20 protein-coding genes are annotated in these 18,121 nt (G+C 66.6%); 8 read left to right on the top strand and 12 right to left on the bottom strand.

Annotated elements, in window-relative coordinates:
- Positions 1–23: 23 nt before the first annotated feature.
- The 4 genes from H1Q64_RS11575 to H1Q64_RS11590 form a co-directional block, all read right to left on the bottom strand.
- Positions 24–746 (bottom strand): ABC transporter ATP-binding protein, encoded by a 723-nt coding sequence (locus H1Q64_RS11575; protein ID WP_237903614.1) that lies wholly within the window; start codon positions 744–746, stop codon positions 24–26.
- Entirely contained in the window at positions 739–1,494 is a 756-nt protein-coding gene (locus tag H1Q64_RS11580) for an ABC transporter ATP-binding protein (protein ID WP_237903615.1), read from the bottom strand. The genes H1Q64_RS11575 and H1Q64_RS11580 overlap by 8 nt, the downstream gene beginning before the upstream one ends.
- Before the next feature lie 323 nt (positions 1,495–1,817).
- Entirely contained in the window at positions 1,818–2,291 is a 474-nt protein-coding gene (locus tag H1Q64_RS11585) for a MarR family winged helix-turn-helix transcriptional regulator (RefSeq protein ID WP_014240398.1), read from the bottom strand.
- Between the two features lie 409 nt (positions 2,292–2,700).
- On the bottom strand, positions 2,701–3,777 hold the full coding sequence (locus H1Q64_RS11590; RefSeq protein WP_237903616.1) for an enoyl-CoA hydratase/isomerase family protein: 1,077 nt from the start codon (positions 3,775–3,777) through the stop codon (positions 2,701–2,703).
- Positions 3,778–3,944: 167 nt separating this feature from the next.
- Here H1Q64_RS11590 and H1Q64_RS11595 point away from each other — a divergent pair, with 167 nt between their 5' ends.
- The 5 genes from H1Q64_RS11595 (at position 3,945) to H1Q64_RS11615 (ending at position 8,451) form a co-directional block, all read left to right on the top strand.
- Positions 3,945–4,925 (top strand): diacylglycerol/lipid kinase family protein, encoded by a 981-nt coding sequence (locus tag H1Q64_RS11595; RefSeq protein ID WP_237903617.1) that lies wholly within the window; start codon positions 3,945–3,947, stop codon positions 4,923–4,925.
- Positions 4,926–4,950: 25 nt separating this feature from the next.
- Entirely contained in the window at positions 4,951–5,799 is an 849-nt protein-coding gene (locus H1Q64_RS11600) for a metallophosphoesterase family protein (protein ID WP_237903618.1), read from the top strand.
- A 63-nt stretch (positions 5,800–5,862) separates the two neighbouring features.
- Entirely contained in the window at positions 5,863–6,876 is a 1,014-nt protein-coding gene (gene hemB / locus H1Q64_RS11605) for a porphobilinogen synthase (RefSeq protein WP_237903619.1), read from the top strand.
- Positions 6,877–6,967: 91 nt separating this feature from the next.
- Positions 6,968–7,519, top strand: a complete 552-nt coding sequence (locus H1Q64_RS11610; RefSeq protein WP_137114532.1) for a YbhB/YbcL family Raf kinase inhibitor-like protein — start codon at positions 6,968–6,970, stop codon at positions 7,517–7,519.
- Between the two features lie 65 nt (positions 7,520–7,584).
- Complete coding sequence (locus H1Q64_RS11615) at positions 7,585–8,451, top strand: helix-turn-helix transcriptional regulator (protein WP_237903620.1); 867 nt, start codon at positions 7,585–7,587, stop codon at positions 8,449–8,451.
- On the opposite strand, the gene H1Q64_RS11620 is transcribed toward H1Q64_RS11615, so the two are convergent.
- From H1Q64_RS11620 to dapA, 3 genes are all read right to left on the bottom strand, one after another.
- Positions 8,452–9,480: a methyltransferase gene (locus tag H1Q64_RS11620; protein WP_237903621.1), complete on the bottom strand. Its 1,029-nt coding sequence runs from the start codon at positions 9,478–9,480 to the stop codon at positions 8,452–8,454.
- A gap of 28 nt (positions 9,481–9,508) precedes the next feature.
- A complete protein-coding gene (gene smpB, locus H1Q64_RS11625) occupies positions 9,509–9,955 on the bottom strand; it encodes an SsrA-binding protein SmpB (RefSeq protein ID WP_035673712.1) in 447 nt (148 codons plus the stop codon).
- A 66-nt stretch (positions 9,956–10,021) separates the two neighbouring features.
- Positions 10,022–10,897 carry a 4-hydroxy-tetrahydrodipicolinate synthase gene (dapA, locus tag H1Q64_RS11630; protein ID WP_094302149.1) on the bottom strand — a complete coding sequence of 292 codons (876 nt, stop codon included), beginning with the start codon at positions 10,895–10,897 and terminating at the stop codon, positions 10,022–10,024.
- Positions 10,898–10,975: 78 nt separating this feature from the next.
- Here dapA and H1Q64_RS11635 point away from each other — a divergent pair, with 78 nt between their 5' ends.
- From H1Q64_RS11635 to H1Q64_RS11645, 3 genes are all read left to right on the top strand, one after another.
- Positions 10,976–11,260 carry a hypothetical protein gene (locus H1Q64_RS11635; protein WP_237903622.1) on the top strand — a complete coding sequence of 95 codons (285 nt, stop codon included), beginning with the start codon at positions 10,976–10,978 and terminating at the stop codon, positions 11,258–11,260.
- 39 nt (positions 11,261–11,299) lie between these two features.
- A complete protein-coding gene (locus H1Q64_RS11640) occupies positions 11,300–12,940 on the top strand; it encodes a lytic transglycosylase domain-containing protein (protein WP_237903623.1) in 1,641 nt (546 codons plus the stop codon).
- A gap of 263 nt (positions 12,941–13,203) precedes the next feature.
- Positions 13,204–13,431 carry a hypothetical protein gene (locus H1Q64_RS11645; RefSeq protein WP_149165813.1) on the top strand — a complete coding sequence of 76 codons (228 nt, stop codon included), beginning with the start codon at positions 13,204–13,206 and terminating at the stop codon, positions 13,429–13,431.
- 49 nt (positions 13,432–13,480) lie between these two features.
- Here H1Q64_RS11645 and mltG read toward each other — a convergent pair whose 3' ends face one another.
- The 5 genes from mltG to fabD form a co-directional block, all read right to left on the bottom strand.
- Positions 13,481–14,482 (bottom strand): endolytic transglycosylase MltG, encoded by a 1,002-nt coding sequence (gene mltG / locus H1Q64_RS11650; RefSeq protein ID WP_174450399.1) that lies wholly within the window; start codon positions 14,480–14,482, stop codon positions 13,481–13,483.
- A gap of 26 nt (positions 14,483–14,508) precedes the next feature.
- The gene (fabF, locus tag H1Q64_RS11655; protein ID WP_237903624.1) at positions 14,509–15,771 is read right to left on the bottom strand and encodes a beta-ketoacyl-ACP synthase II; all 1,263 of its coding nucleotides are present in this window, start codon (positions 15,769–15,771) and stop codon (positions 14,509–14,511) included.
- 87 nt (positions 15,772–15,858) lie between these two features.
- Positions 15,859–16,098 carry an acyl carrier protein gene (locus H1Q64_RS11660; RefSeq protein ID WP_014240383.1) on the bottom strand — a complete coding sequence of 80 codons (240 nt, stop codon included), beginning with the start codon at positions 16,096–16,098 and terminating at the stop codon, positions 15,859–15,861.
- Between the two features lie 169 nt (positions 16,099–16,267).
- Positions 16,268–17,005, bottom strand: a complete 738-nt coding sequence (fabG, locus tag H1Q64_RS11665; protein WP_014240382.1) for a 3-oxoacyl-[acyl-carrier-protein] reductase — start codon at positions 17,003–17,005, stop codon at positions 16,268–16,270.
- Positions 17,006–17,013: 8 nt separating this feature from the next.
- Positions 17,014–17,970: an ACP S-malonyltransferase gene (gene fabD, locus H1Q64_RS11670; protein WP_237903625.1), complete on the bottom strand. Its 957-nt coding sequence runs from the start codon at positions 17,968–17,970 to the stop codon at positions 17,014–17,016.
- Positions 17,971–18,121 lie beyond the last annotated feature (151 nt).

The following is an 18,121-nucleotide window of genomic DNA, read 5'->3' on the forward strand; positions in this document are numbered from 1 at the left end:
TTCGAGCGTTTCTGCTTGTTGATTCAGACACCCAGATACGTGTGCAGCTTCTCCATGTTGGCGGCGAGCTGGTTGTTCGGGATCATGTCCACCACATGACCTTCTTCCATCATGTAATGGCGGTCGGCGATGGTGGCGGCGAAGCGGAAGTTCTGCTCCACCAGCAGAACGGTGAAACCGCGCTGCTTGAGCTTTCGGACGGCCACCCCGATTTGTTCGATGATCACCGGGGCCAGCCCTTCCGTCGGTTCGTCGAGCAGGATCATGGTGGCGCCGGTGCGCAGGATGCGCGCGATGGCCAGCATCTGCTGCTCGCCACCCGACAGGCGCGTGCCCTGGGTCGAGCCCCGGCCCTGCAGGTTGGGGAACAGCTCGTAGATCTGCTGGACCGTCATGCCGCCGTCCTTCACGACGGGCGGCAACGTCAGGTTTTCCTCGACGTTGAGCGAGGCGAAGATCCCGCGCTCCTCCGGCACATAGCCGATGCCCAGGCGTGGGATCCTGTGAGGCGCCATGCCGATCAGTTCCTGCCCCTGGAAGCGGATGGAGCCGGTGCGCTTGCCGACGATGCCCATGATGGAACGCATGGTGGTCGTCTTGCCGGCGCCGTTGCGGCCCAGCAGGGTCACCACCTCCCCCTGGCGGACCTCCAGGTTCACCCCGTGCAGGACGTGGCTTTCGCCGTAGAAGGCGTGGAGATCGGAGACCTCCAGCATCGCGGTCTTCACCGTTGCGCCGTCAGGCATGACCGCTCCCCATATAGGCTTCCCGAACCTTCGGGTGACGCGACACCTCGGCGTAGGGGCCTTCGGCCAGAATCTCACCGCGGGCCAGAACGGTGATCCAGTCCGACAGGTTGGAAACCACGGACAGGTTGTGTTCGACCATCAGGATCGTGCGGTTGGCCGAGACCCGCTTGATCAGCGCAGCGATGCGGTCGATATCCTCGTGCCCCATGCCGGCCATCGGCTCGTCCAGCAGCAGCATCTCCGGCTCCAGGGCCAACGTCGTGGCGATCTCCAGCGCGCGCTTGCGGCCATAGGGAAGCTCCGCCGCCGGCCGGTGGGCGTAGCCGACCAGCCCGACATCCTCCAGCAACTCCATCGCCCGCCCATTCAGCCGGTCGAGCACCGATTCCGATTTCCAGAAGTGGAAAGAGTTGCCGAGCGGCCGTTGCAGCCCGACGCGCACATTCTCCAGAACCGACAGATGCGGGAACACCGCCGAAATCTGGAAGGAGCGGATGATGCCAAGGCGCGCCACATCCGCCGGCTTCACCGCGGTGATGTCGCGCCCGTTGAACAGGATGTTCCCATTGCTGGGTTGAAGAAACTTGGTGAGCAGATTGAAAACGGTCGTTTTTCCGGCCCCGTTGGGACCGATCAGCGCATGGATGGACCCCCGCTTCACCCGCAGGCTGACGTCGCGGACGGCGACGAAGCCCCGGAATTCCTTGGTCAGTCCGCGCGTCTCCAGAATGACGTCACTTGCCATATCCTCCCCATTCCCTGTTTTCAGCAGCCTTCCGCGAAGCCGCCTGTTGTTTGGTTCAGGTTAGCAGCAATCTGTCACACGTACAGCTTACGGAAAGAACTTAATCCCGTCCATCCGGAAGCACCGACGGCGTGACAAAGCCCCGCCGGACGGCGAGTCCGTCGGCGAAAGGGGGGCTGCGGGGGCCGGAAGCGGGCATGAAAAAAGCGGCCACGCAGGGCCGCACACCGACTCGCGGCACGCCTCCAGATTGGAGGCGTGCCTTTCTCTTTCGACGCAGGAGCCGGAAACCGCAGTACCGATACGACTCAGGCGGACCCGGATCAGGCCGCCGAGGTCAGCGGAAAGCCGCTGTAGTCGAGCGACGCGGACCAGAAGCGTTCGAGCTTGCGCAGGGTCTCGTTCGCCTTGACCAGCTCCTCGTCGCTGAAGCCGGCCTTCTCCAGCGCCGTCAGGTGGCGCTCGAACATGCGGCTGATCTTCTCGCGGAGATCGAGTCCCTTCTCCGACAGGCGGACGCGCACCGACCGGCGGTCGTGCGGCGAACGCTCCTGCCCGAGATAGCCGTTCTCGACCATCTTCTTCACGTTGTAGGACACGTTGGAGCCGAGATAATAGCCGCGCGCCGTCAGTTCACCGACGGTCATCTCGTCTTCGCCGATGTTGTACAGGATCAGGCTCTGGACGTTGTTGATGTCCTGGATACCGAGCCGGTCAAGCTCGGTCTTCAGCACCTCGAGAAAGTGGCGGTGAAGCCGTTCGATCAAGAGGATGCTTTCATAATAGGGTTTGCGCACCGCGGTCTCCTTTGGCTCTTACCGGACATGGGCCGACCTGTGGCCTTTCCGGGGTCCTTAAGGGGAGATTAACCGATCATTGTCCGGCAATCACCTCAATAATGCCCCAAAAGCACAGCCCGGGTTGTAGAACAGCCTGGCCCTGCGGAATACCCCCGTCCTGCCGTGCCAAGCCCCGTCGCGTGCCAGGAGGTGCCTGGAATCCAGGCACCCCGGCGGCGTTCCCACCCGGCGAACCGGGCAGCAAGCCGACCCGTCCCATCCGACCCCCGACAACCACCGTCAGGCAACAACAACGGTCAGGTTTGAGACAAGTCCCGCAAGGATTTCCCCGATACTAACGCAGAAACGCGCGGAATGTGCCCGCATCCGTGCACGTTCAGAGTGCAATAAAGGGGAGCGGTCCTCTTCATTCGGTAAAGCGCAAATCCCCGCCGACGGGTTCGGCGAAGTAACCGGCCACCTCTTCAGCCGTCACTTCGCTCAGAGAAGCGGGCGACCAGCGCGGATTCCGGTCCTTGTCGACCAGCGCCGCGCGGATGCCTTCATAGACATCGTGGCGGGCGAGGAAGGCGAGGCTGAGGCGAAGCTCCTGGATCATGCAGCCGTCGAAGTCCAGCTTGGCGCCGCGGCGCAACGCCTCCAGCGTCACCTTCAGGCTGGTCGGCGATACCCGCTTCAGCGTGGCGAGTTGGCCGGCGGCCCAGTCAGTGCCTTCGACCTCCAGGGCGGCGACGATGGCCTCCACGCCATCATGGGCGTAGCAGCGGTCGATGGCCGCGCGGTTGGCGGCGACCGGCGGTTCGCCGGCTTCCTCGCGATGGCGCGCAACCGCCTCGTCGGCCGGCACGCCGTCGGCCAGCTCGGCGATCAGGGACTCCAGCTTGGCGCTGGGCACGAAGGCGTCGGCGGCGCCGACCTCGATCATGTCCGCCGCCTTCAGACGGTCGCCGGTCAGGCCCAGCCAGATGCCGACCTGTCCCGGCAAGCGCGGCAGGAAATAGGTGCCGCCGACGTCCGGATAGAGCCCGATGCCCGTCTCCGGCATGGCGAACATCGTCCGCTCGGTCACGATCCGGTGGGAGCCGTGCACCGACAGGCCGACGCCGCCGCCCATGCTGATGCCATCAATCAGCGCAACATAGGGCTTCGGGCAGGTGTGAATCAGGCGGTTGAGGACGTACTCCTCGCTGAAGAAGGCGCGGATGGACGCGCCGTCGTCCTGCCCGGCCTTGGCGGCCTTGCCCGTCTCGTACAGGTTCACCACGTCGCCGCCAGCGCAGAAGGCCTTCTCCCCCGCACCCTGCACGACGATGGCCTTGATCTCCGGATCGGCGATCCAGGCGCGCAGCTGCGAATCGAACAGGCGGATCATGCCCAGCGTCAGGGCGTTCAGCGCCTTCGGGCGGTTCAGTGTCACCAGCCCGATGGAGCCGCGGCGTTCGAACAGGATCTCGGCGAACTGGATCTCGGCAGGGTCGCTCATGGTTCCGGTCGTTTCCATTTGTTCGTTTGTGGGGCGAATTGATCGGTTTCGGGCGATGATACGGGCGGCGGGCGGCGTGTCAAACCGCGGTTTCGCAGCGCAGCGTCGCGGAACACCGCCCCGGCCTCAGCCGTTGCCGCACCCACAGTCATGAGCGGGACAGTTCCATGATGGCAGCCTCAGCAGCGCAAGCGTCACGTCGGGAGGGACCGGGCCGCAAGACGGCCATCATCCTCAACCGGTCCGCGGGAACGCTGGCCGGACAGCCGATCGACGACACGGTAGCGGCGATCCGCAGCGCCTTCGAGCGGCATGGGGCGGAAGTGTCGCTGACCGCGGTGGAGCCGTCCGACTGCGCCTCGGAAATCCGCAAGGCGATCGACTCCGACGCGGAGCTGGTGATCGTCGGCGGCGGCGACGGGACCATCCACACCGCGGTTAACATGATCCTGCCCACGGGCAAGATCCTTGGCATCCTGCCGCTCGGCACCATGAACCTGCTGGCGCGCGACCTGAAGACCCCCCTCGACCTCGACGAAGCGTATGAGGCCCTGGCCGCCGGCGAGGTGAGCAGCATCGACGTGGCGGAGGTGAACGGCGAGGTCTATCTGAACAGCTCCGTCCTCGGCTTTTATCCCCAGGTGGTGCAGGAGCGCGAAGAGAAGCGCAAGCGGCACCGACTTTTGAAATGGCCGGCGATGGCGCTCGCCATGGTCCGCACCTTCCGCCGTCTGCCCCTGCTCGACGTGCGGATCGACTGGGGCGACGGTCCGCGCCGGGTGCGCACCCCGATTCTGGTGGTCTCCAACAACCCCTTCGACGGCGAGGCGGGCAGCATGCTCCTACGCCGCGACCGTCTCGATTCCGGCAAGCTCGGCGTCTATGTGGCGCGGCAGCGCGACCCCTGGGGGCTGCTGCGGCTGATGGGCCGCACCATGCTCGGAACTTGGCAGCAGGATGAAGAGTTGGAAACGCTGACGGCCACGCAACTGACGGTGCACAGCCGCCGGCGGCGGCTGAAGATGGTCAACGACGGTGAAATCCTGCAGATGGAACCGCCGCTGAACTACCGCATTCGTCCCAAGGCGCTGAAGGTCCTGCTGCCCAAGGCGGCGCCCGAAGGCGACGGCACGGCGGACGGCGCGTGACGGGAATGACTGCCGGGGAGGTGTCGTGAAGAAGCTCGCCCACATCTCGGATCTGCATTTCGGGCGGATCGACCCGCTGGTGGTCGACGGCCTGCTGGCCGACCTGACGGTGGCGCAGCCCGACCTCATCGTCATCTCCGGCGATCTGGTCCAGCGCGCCAAGGCCCGCCATTTTCTGGAGGCGCGGGCCTTCCTGGAAAAGCTGCCCTTCCCCTATTTGGTCGTGCCGGGCAACCACGACATCCCGGTCTACAACGTGGTGCGCCGATTCCTCGACCCGTTCGGCAACTACAAGCGCTACATCACCACCGACCTCAGCCCCTTCCACATCGATTCGGAAATCGCCGTGCTGGGGATCAACACGGCGCGCTCGGTCATCACCGACTTTTCCGAGGGGCGCATGAACAAGGCGCAGATCAAGCGCGTGCGCGAGGTGTTCTGTGAGGTGCCGGACACCGTCTTCAAGGTGCTGTTCACCCACCACCCCTTCCTGCCGCCGCCCGACGCGCCGAAGACGAAGCTGGTCGGGCGGCACAAGCTGGCCCTGCCGGCGCTGGAAAGCTGCGGTGTGGACCTGCTGCTGGCCGGGCATCTGCACCGCGCCTATTCCGGCGACATCATGACCCACCACACCCAGGTGGCGCGCTCCATCCTGGTCGCCCAGGCCTCCACCGCGACCTCCACGCGCCTGCGCAACGAGGCCAACGCCTACAACCTCATCGCCATCGAACCGCCGCGCGTCACCTTCGAGGTGCGATCCTGGGAGGGGGCGGCCTTCACCGGCGGCCTCGTCTCCCAGTGGCGCAAGGACGGACACCGCTGGGTCATGGAGATGCAGGACTCGGGATTCAGACCTGTGAGCGGTGCGGCTTGAGTCACGGCGCCCATGCGGCGTAGGATCGCGCCGCAAGTTTTAAGAGCACATCAGGTCCCCCGCATGTCCGCTTCGCATTTCCGGTCCCCGGCGTCCTTCCCGCGCACCCGGCTGCGCCGCAACCGCGCCGACGCCTGGACCCGCCGCCTCGTCGCCGAAAACCGCCTGACCGTGGACGACCTGATCTGGCCGGTCTTCGTCATCGAGGGGCAGAATCAGCGGGTGCCCGTGGCCTCCATGCCCGGCGTGGAGCGGCTGACCATCGACCTGCTGACCGAGGCGGTGGCCGCGGCCGGCGACCTCGGCATCCCCTGCGTCGCCCTGTTCCCGGTCGTCGGCGCCGAAGGCAAGTCGGAGGACGCGGCGGAGGCCTACCGCCCCGACAACCTGATGAACCGCGCCATCCGCGCGCTGAAGGCCGCGGTGCCGCACGTCGGCATCCTGGGCGACGTGGCGCTGGACCCCTATACCAGCCACGGCCACGACGGGCTGATGCGCGACGGTTACATCCAGAACGACGAGACGGTCGAAGTGCTGGCCCGGCAGGCGCTGTCGCAGGCCGACGCCGGCGTGGACATCGTCGCCCCGTCGGACATGATGGATGGCCGCATCGGCCTGATCCGCGACCGTCTGGACAGCCATGGGCATGAGCTGGTTCGGCTCTGCTCCTACGCCGCCAAATACGCTTCGGCCTTCTACGGCCCGTTCCGAGATGCGGTGAATTCCGGCGGCTTCCTGAAGGGCGATAAGAAGACCTACCAAATGAACCCCGCCAACACCGACGAGGCCCTGCACGAGGTCGCCCTCGACCTGCAGGAAGGGGCGGACATGGTGATGGTGAAGCCGGGCCTGCCCTATCTGGACATCATCCGCCGGGTGAAGGACACCTTTGCCGTCCCGACCTTCGCCTATCACGTATCCGGCGAATACGCGATGCTGCGCGCCGCCGCGCAGAACGGCTGGCTGGACTACGACAGTGCGCTGCTGGAGACCCTGACCGGCTTCAAGCGCGCTGGCTGCGACGCCATCCTGACCTACGGCGCCGTGGACGCGGCGCGGCGGTTGAGGGAAGGCTGAGCCGTTCGGGCTCGTCTTTGAGCTGTTCGGGCGCACGGGTGTGCGGACGCTTTTATAGCATGTGACCATCGCCGACCGATGGAGTTTCCCCATGCACAATCGTTCCGCTCTCCTGCTCGCCGCCATCCTTGCCATAGGCGCCGCCCCGGCCACCGCTTTTGAGCTGACCAGCCCCGACATCAAGGACGGGGCGCCTCTGGGCGAGCGGCATGTCTTCGCCGGCTTCGGCTGCACAGGGGAAAATCTCTCGCCAGCGTTGGCCTGGAAGGACGCACCGGCCGGCACGCGCAGCTTCGCTGTCACCGCCTACGACCCCGATGCGCCGACAGGCAGCGGCTGGTGGCATTGGATCGTCTTTAACCTTCCCGCCACCACCCTGCGGCTCTCGGCCGGGGCTGGAAATCCGGACACGGGATTGCTTCCGGCCGGAGCGTTGCAAAGCCGCACCGACTTCGGTACGCCGGGCTACGGCGGTGCCTGTCCGCCAGTCGGCGACACACCGCACCGCTACGTCTTCACCGTCCACGCATTGAAGACGGACAGTCTTCCGCTCGACGCGAACTCGTCGGGCGCCATGGTCGGCTTTCTACTGAACGCCAACCGCCTGGAAAAGGCCACGCTGACCGCGCGTTACGGTCGATGAGCGTGCAGATGGGGCGCTGCGGACCTTGCCCGCGCGTCCCGGCGCCTCCTAGACTGGACGCCGCCATGACACCGGACCTCCTTCCTGCATTGTCCCGCTACGCCGCCCGCGACCTCCGACCGGACTCCGGCGATCGCCCGCACCGTCCCGAACTGTGGGCGTTCGTGGCGCGCGACCGCGAACGCATCACGGACGTCCGCATAGAACGCACGGCCTTGATCGTGGTGATCGACGGTGCCAAGGAGGTCACCGACACCCGCGGCACCCACCATTTTCCGAAGGGTTCGGCGATGCTTCTGCCGCCCGGTTGGATCGGCACGGTAGTGAACGCCCCGAGCGTGGCGACCGGGCATTACCGTGCATTGATCCTGGAGTTCCCAGGGGACATGGTCCGGCGGCTTCTCGACGCACATCCCACCGCACGGGTTGGCACCCGGCAGCATCCGCGCGACTTCCGCGTGGCCCTGACCCCCGCTCTGGCCAGCGCGGTGGAGCATGCCGCCGCCGGCTTGGCCGTGGGTGCCACGCTCAGCCCACGCCTCGTCGAGCACCGCTGCATGGAAGTCCTGCTGGCCCTTCTGGACGACTGTGTGTGGTGGCTCGGGCACGGAGTGCCTGGTGGCACGGCCGACGCGGTCCGCCAATTGGTCCGCGCCTATCCCGACCAGCCTTGGACAGCCAGGAGCGTCGCTGTCGAGATGGGTCTCAGCACGGGGACCTTGCGCCGACGCCTTGCCGATGAAGACGCCTCCGTACGGCGCATCCTGACGGAGGAGCGTGTCGCTCACGCCCGTCGGTTGCTGGAAAGCGACGGGCTGTCTGTGCAGGAAGTGGCGGAGGCCGTTGGCTACACCTCCCGCTCCCACTTCGCCCGACGGGTTCGGGCCGTTACGGGCGCGAACCCGTCCGACCTGCGTGGCGATGGTCGCTGATTACTTTGGCGTGCCCTTCCACACCTGGAACTGCGGCGTTTCCAGCAGCAGATCGGCGTGGCCGAAGGCCGTCTTGAACAGCTTGCCGACGCCCGCCGTCCGCTGGGTCACCGCGACCAGCGAACCGCGCAGCTTCAGATACTGCTTGGTGCCGGCGACCAGGGCCTCCAGCATCCCGAAATCCTCATCCTTGCCGCGGTGGAGCGGCGGGTTCGAGACGATCAGCCCGAAGCGTTCCCGCGCACCGAGCCCAGCCAGCCCGTCGCTCAGCACGCATTCCGCGTCCGGCACGTTCTGGCGGGCGGCGTGCAGAGCCACCGCATCGATATCCAGCAGGGTCAGCCGGGCGTCCGGCGTGCGCTCCCGCACCGCCCGGGCGATCACCCCGGCGCCGCAGCCGAAGTCCAGGACGGCGGTGCCCGCCGCGATTTCCGGCAGGACCTGGAGCAGGCATTCCGTGCCGCTGTCGAGACGGCCATGGGCGAACAGGCCGGGGTAGGACACCAGATCGAGCGCGCCGTCACGCCCCGGCAGCGGCAGGGCGACGGTCTCCCGCCAATCCTCCAGATTTCCCTTGGCCGAATCGTTGGTCCGGCGGGTTTCCAGCAGGCGGGCGCGGCGCTTGATGGTCAGCGTCTCCACGCCTTCGGCCAGCCCGTCGAAGCGCTTCGGCGCGGAGGTGATGCCCTCGTCGTTGCTGCCGGCGATCCACAGCGGCGCCCCCGCCGGCAAGCGGGCGGCCAGAGCGTGAAGCGCCATCTCAAAGGCGGCCCAGCCGCGCGGCAGGCGCAGAACCGCGCCGTCGAAAGCGCCGTCCGCCGGCCAGGGCGTGGCCGGCTTGCCGTCCAGCCCCAGGCGGTGCCAGGAGACGACCTCCGCCCCGCCGTCGGCCAGGGCGTCTTCCATGGCGCCGTCGGTGTCGCCGGCCACCAGGATTCGTCCCTGTGGGCGGCGCTCGGCCAGGGCCTCCGCGGCGACACCGGCCACGGTGGAATCGCGGTCGGTCGCGCGGTTGGACAATCGGCTCACAAGCTCTTTCCCTTTATCCCCTGGTTCTTCAACCCTTGTCGCGCATCAGGCGCGCCTTGTCGCGCTGCCACGACCGTTCCTTCTCGGACTCGCGCTTGTCATGCTTCTTCTTGCCAGTGGCGAGGCCAACCTCGACCTTGGCAATGCCGCGGTCGTTGAAATAGACGGTCATCGGGATCAGCGTGATTCCCTTCTGCTTGATGGCGCCCATGAGCTTGCTCAGCTCGCGGCGGTGCACCAGCATCTTGCGCGGACGCTTGGTCTCGTGCTGAAGCCAACGGCCCGCCTGCCCGTATTCCGGAATGTAGGCATTGAACAGGTACAGTTCCCCGTTCTTGAGGCCGGCGTACGCCTCGTTGATGCTGGCACGGCCGCCGCGCAACGACTTCACCTCGGTGCCGGTCAGGATCAGACCGGCCTCCAGGGTGTCTTCGATGAAATAGTCGAAGCGTGCGCGGCGGTTCTGTGCCGCCATGCGCCTTGGTTCGGGCTCGCGGGCGGCCACGTATCCTCCTTCCCTGGGGCAGGATGCTGCCGTCCCTTAGGACAGCAGCCCGGCCTTCTTCATCGCGTCGCGGACGGTGGTCCGCGTGCTTTCCGACGCAGCGACCAGCGGCAGGCGAACCTCGTCCGAGGACTTGCCGAGCAGGCTGGCGGCGTACTTCACCGGGGCCGGGCTCGTCTCCACGAACATGGAATCGTGCAGCGGGGTCAGCAGGTCGCGGTATTTGTAGGCGGTGGCGAGATCGCCCTTCCGCCAGGCGTCCTGCATCGCGGCGCACTGGGCCGGCGCGATGTTGGCCGTCACCGAGATGCAGCCGACGCCGCCCTGCGCGTTGAAGGCCAGCGCCGTCGCGTCCTCGCCCGAGAGCTGGATGAAGTCGGGACCGACCTCCTGCAGCAGGCGGACCGGGCGGGCCAGATCCGCCGTGGCGTCCTTCACGCCGATGATGTTCGGCAGCTTGGCGAGGCGGGCCATCGTTGCCACCGACATATCCACGACACTGCGGCCGGGAATGTTGTAGATAACGATCGGCAAATCCGCCGCGTCATGGATCGCTTTGAAATGCTGGTACAGACCTTCTTGCGTCGGCTTGTTGTAATAGGGCGTGACCACCAGCGCCGCGGTGGCGCCGGCCTTCTTCGCATGCTGGGTCAGCGAGATCGCCTCCTCGGTGGAGTTCGACCCGGTGCCGGCGACGACCGGAACCTTCCCGCCCGCGGCCTCGATGCACAGCTCGACGACCCGGTTGTGCTCCTCATGGGAGAGGGTGGGCGACTCGCCCGTGGTGCCGCACGGCACGAGACCGTGGGTGCCCTGCGCAACCTGCCACTCGACGAAGGACTGGAAGGCGGCCTCGTCCACTTTCCCGTTTTTAAACGGGGTCAAAAGAGCGACGATGGAACCGTACAACATGCCTGCCACCTCCGACGGACTTCAAGAAAAGTGTCGCGCACCTTAGCCGCACCCGTTCCCCCGAGCAAGAGCGCCCGGATGATCATCCGACATGCCACCCGTTCCGCCATCGCCGCCGCCCTGCTGGGGCTGATCGTGCTGGCCCAGCCCGCCGGGGCGGCCAGCCTGACGGCGCAGGACCTCGCCGTCTACCGGCAGGCCTTCAAGGCAGCCGACAACGACCGCCACGACGAGGCGCTGCGCATCGCCGCCCAAGCCTCCAACAAGCTGCCGGCCAAAGTGATCCGCTGGATGGCCCTGGCGACTCCCGGCGGCGGCAGCTTCGACGAGATCGCCTCCTTCATCCGCGAGAACGGTGACTGACCCAACCAGGCGCAGCTTCGCCGTCAGGCGGAAAAGGCGATGCCGATCGACCTCGACGAGGACCGGGTGCTGGCTTGGTTCAAGCAGTACCCGCCGCTGTCCAACGAAGGCTTCATGCGCTATGCCGACACGCTGCTGGCGACCGGCAACGCCGAGCGGGCGGTGCGGATGGTGCGCGACCGCTGGGTGGAGGCGAACTTCACGTCCGCTGACGAGGAGCAGTTCCTCGCCCGTTACCGCTCGCACCTGCGCCCCCCGGAGCACAAGGCGCGCATCGACCGCCTGCTGTGGGAGCGTCAGGAAGCTGCGGTGCGCCGCATGCTGCCCTTCTTCGACGAAGCCTACGACCTGCTGATCGAGGCGCGGATCGCGCTGGACGGCGACGCCAAGAACGCCGACGCCGCCTTGGCCCGCGTCCCCGCCTCCCTGCGCAACGATCCCGGGCTGCTGTTCGACCGCGCCCGTTACCGCCGCCGCAAGGGCGACGACGCAGGGGCGCTGGAGATCATCGCCCAGGCGCCCAAGGACATGGGCCGTCCGCAGGCCTGGTGGACGGAGCGCCACATCCTGGCCCGCCGCGCCATGGTGAACGGCGACCACAACCTCGCCTACCGTCTGGTGACGGCTCATGGACAGACCGAGGGCAGCGGTGCGGCGGAGGCGGAATTCCTCGCCGGCTTCCTGGCGCTGCGCTTCCTCGACGATCCGTCGAGCGCCTTCAACCACTTCCACAAGCTCTACCGCTCGGTCGGCGCCCCGATCAGCAAGGCGCGCGGCGCCTACTGGTGCGGGCGCGCGGCCGAGGCGCTGGGCCAGACGGCGCAGGCCAAGGACTGGTACGCCAAGGCCGCCCAGTACGGGACGACCTTCTATGGCCAGCTTGCCGCCCGCCACGCCGGGAACGGGCGCATCGCCTTGCCCGCCGAACCGCGCGTGTCCAACGCCGACGCCACCGCCTTCGAGCGGCGGGAGGTGGTGCGCGTGACCAAACTGCTGGCCGAGATCGAGGGCAACACCGACGAGCGGGTGACCGCCTTCCTGCGCCGCATCAGCCTCGACGCCAAGGAGCCGGCGGATTACGTGCTGGCCGCCAAGCTGGCCCGCGAGGTCGGGCGCCGCGACCTCGCCGTCGCCGCCGCGAAGGACGCCGCGCAGAACGACGTGTTCCTGGTGGAGGCTGGCTACCCGATGATCGAGAGCCGTCCGTCCGCTCCGGAAATCGCCCTGGTGCACGCCATCATCCGGCAGGAGAGCACCTTCAACACCCGCGTGGTGTCGTCGGCTGGGGCGCGCGGCCTGATGCAGCTCATGCCCGGAACGGCGCAGCTGGTCGCCGGCAAGCTCGGCGTCAAGCACGACAACGCCAAGCTGATCAGCGACCCGGACTACAATGTGCGGCTCGGCTCGACCTATCTGGCGGACATGATCGACCGCTTCAACGGCTCCTACATCATGGCCATCGCCGCCTACAACGCCGGCCCGACCCGCGTGCGCCAATGGATCGACACCTACGGCGACCCGCGCGGCGAAGCCATCGACGCCGTGGACTGGCTGGAGTTGATCCCGATCTACGAAACCCGCAACTACGTCCAGCGGGTCATGGAGGCCATGCTGGTCTACCGCGCGCGCATCCAGGGCGCTAAGGCCGAGCTGAACCTGGACAAGGAAATCCGCCGCTGATCTCCCGGCTGTCTCTCGCCCACGCCGGACGAGAGGCAGCCACATTGATCAAAGCCGAATATTCGAAAGTCACAAAAGTCGGCTTATCTCTGTCACATACCAAAATCGAAATCGTCCAAATTTCGTCATTTTCGTCTGAAGTGGTAACTCTTCTTCCTATCCGGAAGATGAATTGCATTTAATGCTCTATTAACCACAACCCGACAGAATTCCCACGCACGGACGGACCGTGTTTCTCTTTATTCCGTGATTGGGAGCCTACCATGCCAGCACCGATGGTCGCCGATGAAGTCCGCCAGGCGTGCCGCATCCACGCGCGCCTTTTAGACGCCTTCATCACCTTGACGGAACAGGAACTGGCGCAGCTCGCCCCGGGTTTCGCCGAGGAAAGCCTCATGGAATCGCTGGAGAAGATGCGCGCCGCCCGCAAGAGCTACGGCGCCCTGGGCGGTGTCGTCGCCCTTGAAGTGGTGGCGTCGAACGCCGCCTGACCAAGGGCGTTGCGTTCGGGTCGGCCTCCCGTTCGGGAACAGGGGACCGCTAATCCTGCGGCGTGTCCCCGTTGCCCGCACCGCCCGACTGCCGGCGCTGTACCTCGCGCCATTTGGCCACGTTGCGATTGTGATCCGGCAAAGTCTTCGCAAAGACATGCCCGCCGGTGCCATCGGCGACGAAATACAGGAAGTCGTGTTTTTCCGGGTGCAAAGCCGCCTGGATGGAGGCCCGCCCCGGGTTGGCGATCGGCCCCGGCGGGAGCCCTGCCGCGACGTAGGTGTTGTAGGGCGACTCGAATTTCCAGTCATTACGGGTCAAGGCCCGCCCCAACTCCCCGCTGCCATCGGTCAGCGCGTAGATCACCGTCGGATCCGACTGGAGCTTCATGCCGGTCTCCAGGCGGTTTACGAAGACGCCTGCGACCTTGGCGCGCTCAGCCGCCACGCCGGTTTCCTTCTCCACGATGGACGCCATGGTCAGCGCCTGCTGCGGAGTCTCGTAAGGCAGGTCCGGACCACGGTTCTTCCAGGCGTCGTTCAGGGCCTGGGTCATCGCGTGCTGCATCCGCTCGACCAGGGCCGAACGCGAATCGCCGTAGGAATAGTGATAGGTTTCAGGCAGTACGGTCCCATTCTTCGGAACCGTCTTCACCTCGCCGGTCAGCGCCGGCTCGGCATCGAGCAGCGCCACCACCTGGGCGGAGGTCAGCCCTTCCGGCACCGTAAAGCGGCGGACCACGGTCTTGCCCTGGCGCAGCATCTCCAGCACGCCATCGACGCTGATGCCCGCCGGGAACGCGTACTCGCCGGCCTTCAGCGGCCCCTGGAGCTTGGCAGCGAACAGAAAGAGAATCGGAGACTCGACGACCCCCGCATCTTCGAGAGTCAGCGCAATGGCCTCCAGCCCACTCCCACGCGGAATGACGACCGTCTCGGCGTGCTCAAGCGGTCCGGGGGCCATCACACGGAGGGCACCCCAGAACACCAACCCGCTGCCCGCGGTGAGGACGGTCAACGCCCCCGCCGCGATTCGGAGGCCCCAACCCATCGGCGGTCTCCGCGATGCTTCGCCGCTCAGACGAATTCCTTGAAGACGAGGGAGGCGTTGGTGCCGCCGAAGCCGAAGGAGTTTGACAGCGCGGCCCGCACGCGGCGCTCCTGCGCAACCTTCGGAACGAGGTTGACGCCGAGGCAGCTCTCCGAGGGGTTCTCAAGGTTCAGCGTCGGCGGAACCAAGCTGTGGTTGATCGCCTTGATCGAGTAGATCGCCTCGACCGCGCCGGCGGCCCCCAGCAGGTGGCCGATGGCCGACTTGGTGGAGGACATGGCGACGTTGTCCATCGCAGCGCCGAACAGACGCTTCACCGCGCCCAGCTCGATCTCGTCGCCCAGCGGCGTCGAGGTGCCGTGCGCGTTGACGTAATCGATCTCCGACGGTTCCATCCCGGCCCGCTTCAGCGCGTTGCGCATGGCGCGGAAGCCGCCGTTGCCGTCCTCCGCCGGGGCGGAGATGTGGTAGGCGTCGCCGGACATGCCATAGCCGACCACTTCGGCGTAGATGTGAGCGCCGCGCTTCTTGGCGTGCTCCAGCTCTTCGAGGACAACCACACCGGCGCCCTCGCCGATCACGAAGCCGTCACGGTCCTTGTCGTAGGGACGCGACGCCTTTTCCGGCGTGTCGTTGAAATTCGTGGACAGGGCACGCATGGCGGCAAAACCGCCGACGCCCAGGCGGCTGACCGCCGCTTCCGTGCCGCCGGCGACCATCACGTCCGCATCACCCAGCATGATCAGGCGCGAAGCATCGCCGATGGCGTGCGCGCCGGTCGAGCAGGCCGTGACCACCGCGTGGTTCGGACCCTTGAAGCCGTGCTGGATGGAGATGTGACCGGACGCCAGATTGATGAGGCAGGCCGGAATGAAGAAGGGGGAGATGCGGCGCGGGCCCTTCTCGGCCAGGGTGACAGCACCCTCGGCGATGCCCGGCAGACCGCCGATGCCCGAGCCCACCATGACGCCGGTGAGTTCGCGCTCCTCCTCGGTCTGGGGAACCCAGCCGGAATCCTTGATCGCTTCGTGGGCGGCGGCGATGGCGAAGATGATGAAATCATCCATCTTCCGCTGGTCCTTCGGCGGAACGAAGGCATCGGGGTTGAACAACCCGTCGCCATCCCCGCGCGGGACCTGCCCGGCAACTTTCGAGGCCAGATCGGAGGCGTCGAAACCCGTGATGGCGCGGATGCCCGATTGGCTGGCGGTCAAACGCTCCCAGTTGAGCTTGTGGCCGACACCGAGCGGCGTGACCAGACCAAGGCCGGTAACGACGACACGTCTCATGGGGTATTCCTTGACCTTTCCTCGGAAAACTCAGCGACGGCCAGGCCACTTTTAAAAGCTGCCTGGCCCTCTCGCACCAGCGCCTGATCAGGCGGCGGCGTTCGCCTTGATGAAGTCGATGGCGTCCTTCACCGTCAGAATCTTCTCGGCGGCGTCGTCCGGAATCTCGCAGCCGAACTCTTCCTCGAAAGCCATAACCAGCTCGACGGTGTCGAGGCTGTCGGCGCCGAGATCGTCGATGAAGGAGGCGTTCTCCGTCACCTTCGACTCCTCGACCCCGAGGTGGTCCACAACGATCTTCTTAACGCGCTCGGCGACATCGCTCATTTTTTTAGACCTTCCAATCCTTGAGACCGCTCGGGCGAATTCGGCCGGCTCAACACGCGGCTGCGTGCCTTCCTGCCACAAAAAGCCCCGTCCGATAACACATTTTTACAGCCTTGACCAGCGCCCGCGGGCGCCGGTCCGAACCTGTGGTTCAGGCAGCGAATCCGCCTCAGATCATGGCCATGCCGCCGTTGATGTGCAGCGTCTGGCCGGTGACATAGGCGGCCTCATCGCTCGCCAGGTACACGACTCCGGCGGCGATTTCCCCCGGCTCGCCCATGCGGCCGGAAGGAATGGCGGTGAGCAGCTTGTCCTTCTGCTCGGAATTCAGGGCGTCGGTCATCGCCGTGGTGATGAAACCCGGCGCGACGCAGTTCACGGTGATGCCGCGCGACGCGACCTCGGCGGCCAGCGACTTCGACATGCCGATCATGCCGGCTTTGGAGGCGGCGTAGTTGGCTTGGCCGGGGTTGCCGGTGACGCCGACGATCGAGGTGATGCCGATGATGCGGCCCCAGCGGCGCTTCATCATGCCGCGCAGCACGGCGCGCGACAGGCGGAAGGCGGCGGTCAGGTTGACGTCCAGCACCGATTGCCAGTCGTCGTCCTTCATGCGCATGGCCAGCTGGTCGCGGGTCAGGCCGGCGTTGTTCACCAGGATGTCGATTTGGCCGAGGGCGGCCTCCGCGTCCTTGGCGAGCTGCTCGGTCCCGGCGGCGTCGGCAAGGTTGCCGGGCACCACCAGGGCGCGCTCGCCCAACTCGGCGGCGAGCGCCTCCAGCGGGGCGACGCGGGTGCCGGACAGGGCGACGGTGGCGCCCTGCGCGTGCAGCGCGCGGGCGATCTGCGCCCCGATGCCACCCGAGGCGCCGGTGACCAGGGCCTTCTTTCCGGTCAGGTCGAACATGGAATGCCTCACAGGGTCTTCAGGAACGATTCGACGTCGGCCGGGCCCTGAACGGAGGTTCCGGCCAATTCCTTGTCGATGCGCTTGGCGAGACCCGACAGCACCTTGCCGGAGCCGAGTTCGACCAGCGTGTCGACGCCCTGCTCCTTCATATAGAGCACGCTCTCGCGCCAGCGAACCATGCCGGTCACCTGCTCGACCAGAAGGCGGCGGATCTCGTTGGGGTCCGACACGGCCGACGCAGTCACGTTGGCGACCACCGGAACCGCCGGCGCGCCGATCGTCACGTTGGCCAGGGCCTCGGCCATGGCGTCGGCGGCGGGCTGCATCAGCGGGCAATGGAAGGGCGCGCTGACCGGCAGGCGCACGGTGCGCTTCAGTCCGCGCTCCGCCGCGATCACGATGGCGCGCTCGATGGCCTCGGCATGACCGGAGATCACCACCTGACCCGACGAGTTGTCGTTGGCGACGGTGCAGACCTCATTCTGCCCCGTGGGGGTCTTGGCGGCGTCAGCGGCGATGGCCTGGGCCTGCTCCAGCTCGGCGCCCAGCAGGGCGGCCATGGCGCCCTGCCCGACCGGCACGGCCTTCTGCATGGCTTGGCCGCGCAGCTTCAGCAGGCGCGCGGTGTCGGCCAGCGTGAAGGCGCCGGCGGCGCACAGGGCCGAATACTCGCCGAGCGAATGGCCGGCAACGAAGGCCGCGTGCCTGGTCAGGTCGAGCCCGCCCTGGTCCTTCAGCACCCGCAGAACGGCGACGCTGACGGCCATCAGGGCCGGCTGGGCGTTCTCGGTGAGCGTCAGGTCGGCCTCGGGACCTTCGAACATCAGGCGGGACAGGCGCTGGTTCAGCGCGTCGTCCACCTCTTCAAAGGTGAGCCGCGCGACCTCGAACGCCTCGGCCAGCTCACGGCCCATGCCGACGGCTTGGCTGCCCTGGCCCGGAAAGACGAACGCCCTGGTCATGCTGTCTGGGAACCCTAGTAAAAAGGCGCGCCACCCGCGGCGCCGCCGTTGAATTCGGCGACAGTCATACCCGGCCTTTCGGGCAAGTCAAGCGATGCTCAACGTTGACGAGGTCGAATTGGCGCCTTTCTGTTGCTTTTTCGGCGTTTTT

The sequence above is a fragment of the Azospirillum brasilense genome (genome assembly GCF_022023855.1).
Lineage (GTDB): Bacteria > Pseudomonadota > Alphaproteobacteria > Azospirillales > Azospirillaceae > Azospirillum > Azospirillum brasilense_F.

What these genes read in the sequence shown, in the direction of transcription:
- H1Q64_RS11575 (WP_237903614.1), bottom strand. Translation starts at nt 746, where the DNA reads ATGCCTGACGGCGCAACGGTGAAGACCGCGATGCTGGAGGTCTCCGAT.
- H1Q64_RS11580 (WP_237903615.1), bottom strand. Translation starts at nt 1,494, where the DNA reads ATGGCAAGTGACGTCATTCTGGAGACGCGCGGACTGACCAAGGAATTC.
- H1Q64_RS11590 (WP_237903616.1), bottom strand. Translation starts at nt 3,777, where the DNA reads ATGAGCGACCCTGCCGAGATCCAGTTCGCCGAGATCCTGTTCGAACGC.
- H1Q64_RS11595 (WP_237903617.1), top strand. Translation starts at nt 3,945, where the DNA reads ATGATGGCAGCCTCAGCAGCGCAAGCGTCACGTCGGGAGGGACCGGGC.
- hemB (WP_237903619.1), top strand. Translation starts at nt 5,863, where the DNA reads ATGTCCGCTTCGCATTTCCGGTCCCCGGCGTCCTTCCCGCGCACCCGG.
- H1Q64_RS11610 (WP_137114532.1), top strand. Translation starts at nt 6,968, where the DNA reads ATGCACAATCGTTCCGCTCTCCTGCTCGCCGCCATCCTTGCCATAGGC.
- H1Q64_RS11615 (WP_237903620.1), top strand. Translation starts at nt 7,585, where the DNA reads ATGACACCGGACCTCCTTCCTGCATTGTCCCGCTACGCCGCCCGCGAC.
- smpB (WP_035673712.1), bottom strand. Translation starts at nt 9,955, where the DNA reads ATGGCGGCACAGAACCGCCGCGCACGCTTCGACTATTTCATCGAAGAC.
- dapA (WP_094302149.1), bottom strand. Translation starts at nt 10,897, where the DNA reads ATGTTGTACGGTTCCATCGTCGCTCTTTTGACCCCGTTTAAAAACGGG.
- H1Q64_RS11635 (WP_237903622.1), top strand. Translation starts at nt 10,976, where the DNA reads ATGATCATCCGACATGCCACCCGTTCCGCCATCGCCGCCGCCCTGCTG.
- H1Q64_RS11640 (WP_237903623.1), top strand. Translation starts at nt 11,300, where the DNA reads ATGCCGATCGACCTCGACGAGGACCGGGTGCTGGCTTGGTTCAAGCAG.
- H1Q64_RS11645 (WP_149165813.1), top strand. Translation starts at nt 13,204, where the DNA reads ATGCCAGCACCGATGGTCGCCGATGAAGTCCGCCAGGCGTGCCGCATC.
- mltG (WP_174450399.1), bottom strand. Translation starts at nt 14,482, where the DNA reads ATGGGTTGGGGCCTCCGAATCGCGGCGGGGGCGTTGACCGTCCTCACC.
- fabF (WP_237903624.1), bottom strand. Translation starts at nt 15,771, where the DNA reads ATGAGACGTGTCGTCGTTACCGGCCTTGGTCTGGTCACGCCGCTCGGT.
- H1Q64_RS11660 (WP_014240383.1), bottom strand. Translation starts at nt 16,098, where the DNA reads ATGAGCGATGTCGCCGAGCGCGTTAAGAAGATCGTTGTGGACCACCTC.
- fabG (WP_014240382.1), bottom strand. Translation starts at nt 17,005, where the DNA reads ATGTTCGACCTGACCGGAAAGAAGGCCCTGGTCACCGGCGCCTCGGGT.
- fabD (WP_237903625.1), bottom strand. Translation starts at nt 17,970, where the DNA reads ATGACCAGGGCGTTCGTCTTTCCGGGCCAGGGCAGCCAAGCCGTCGGC.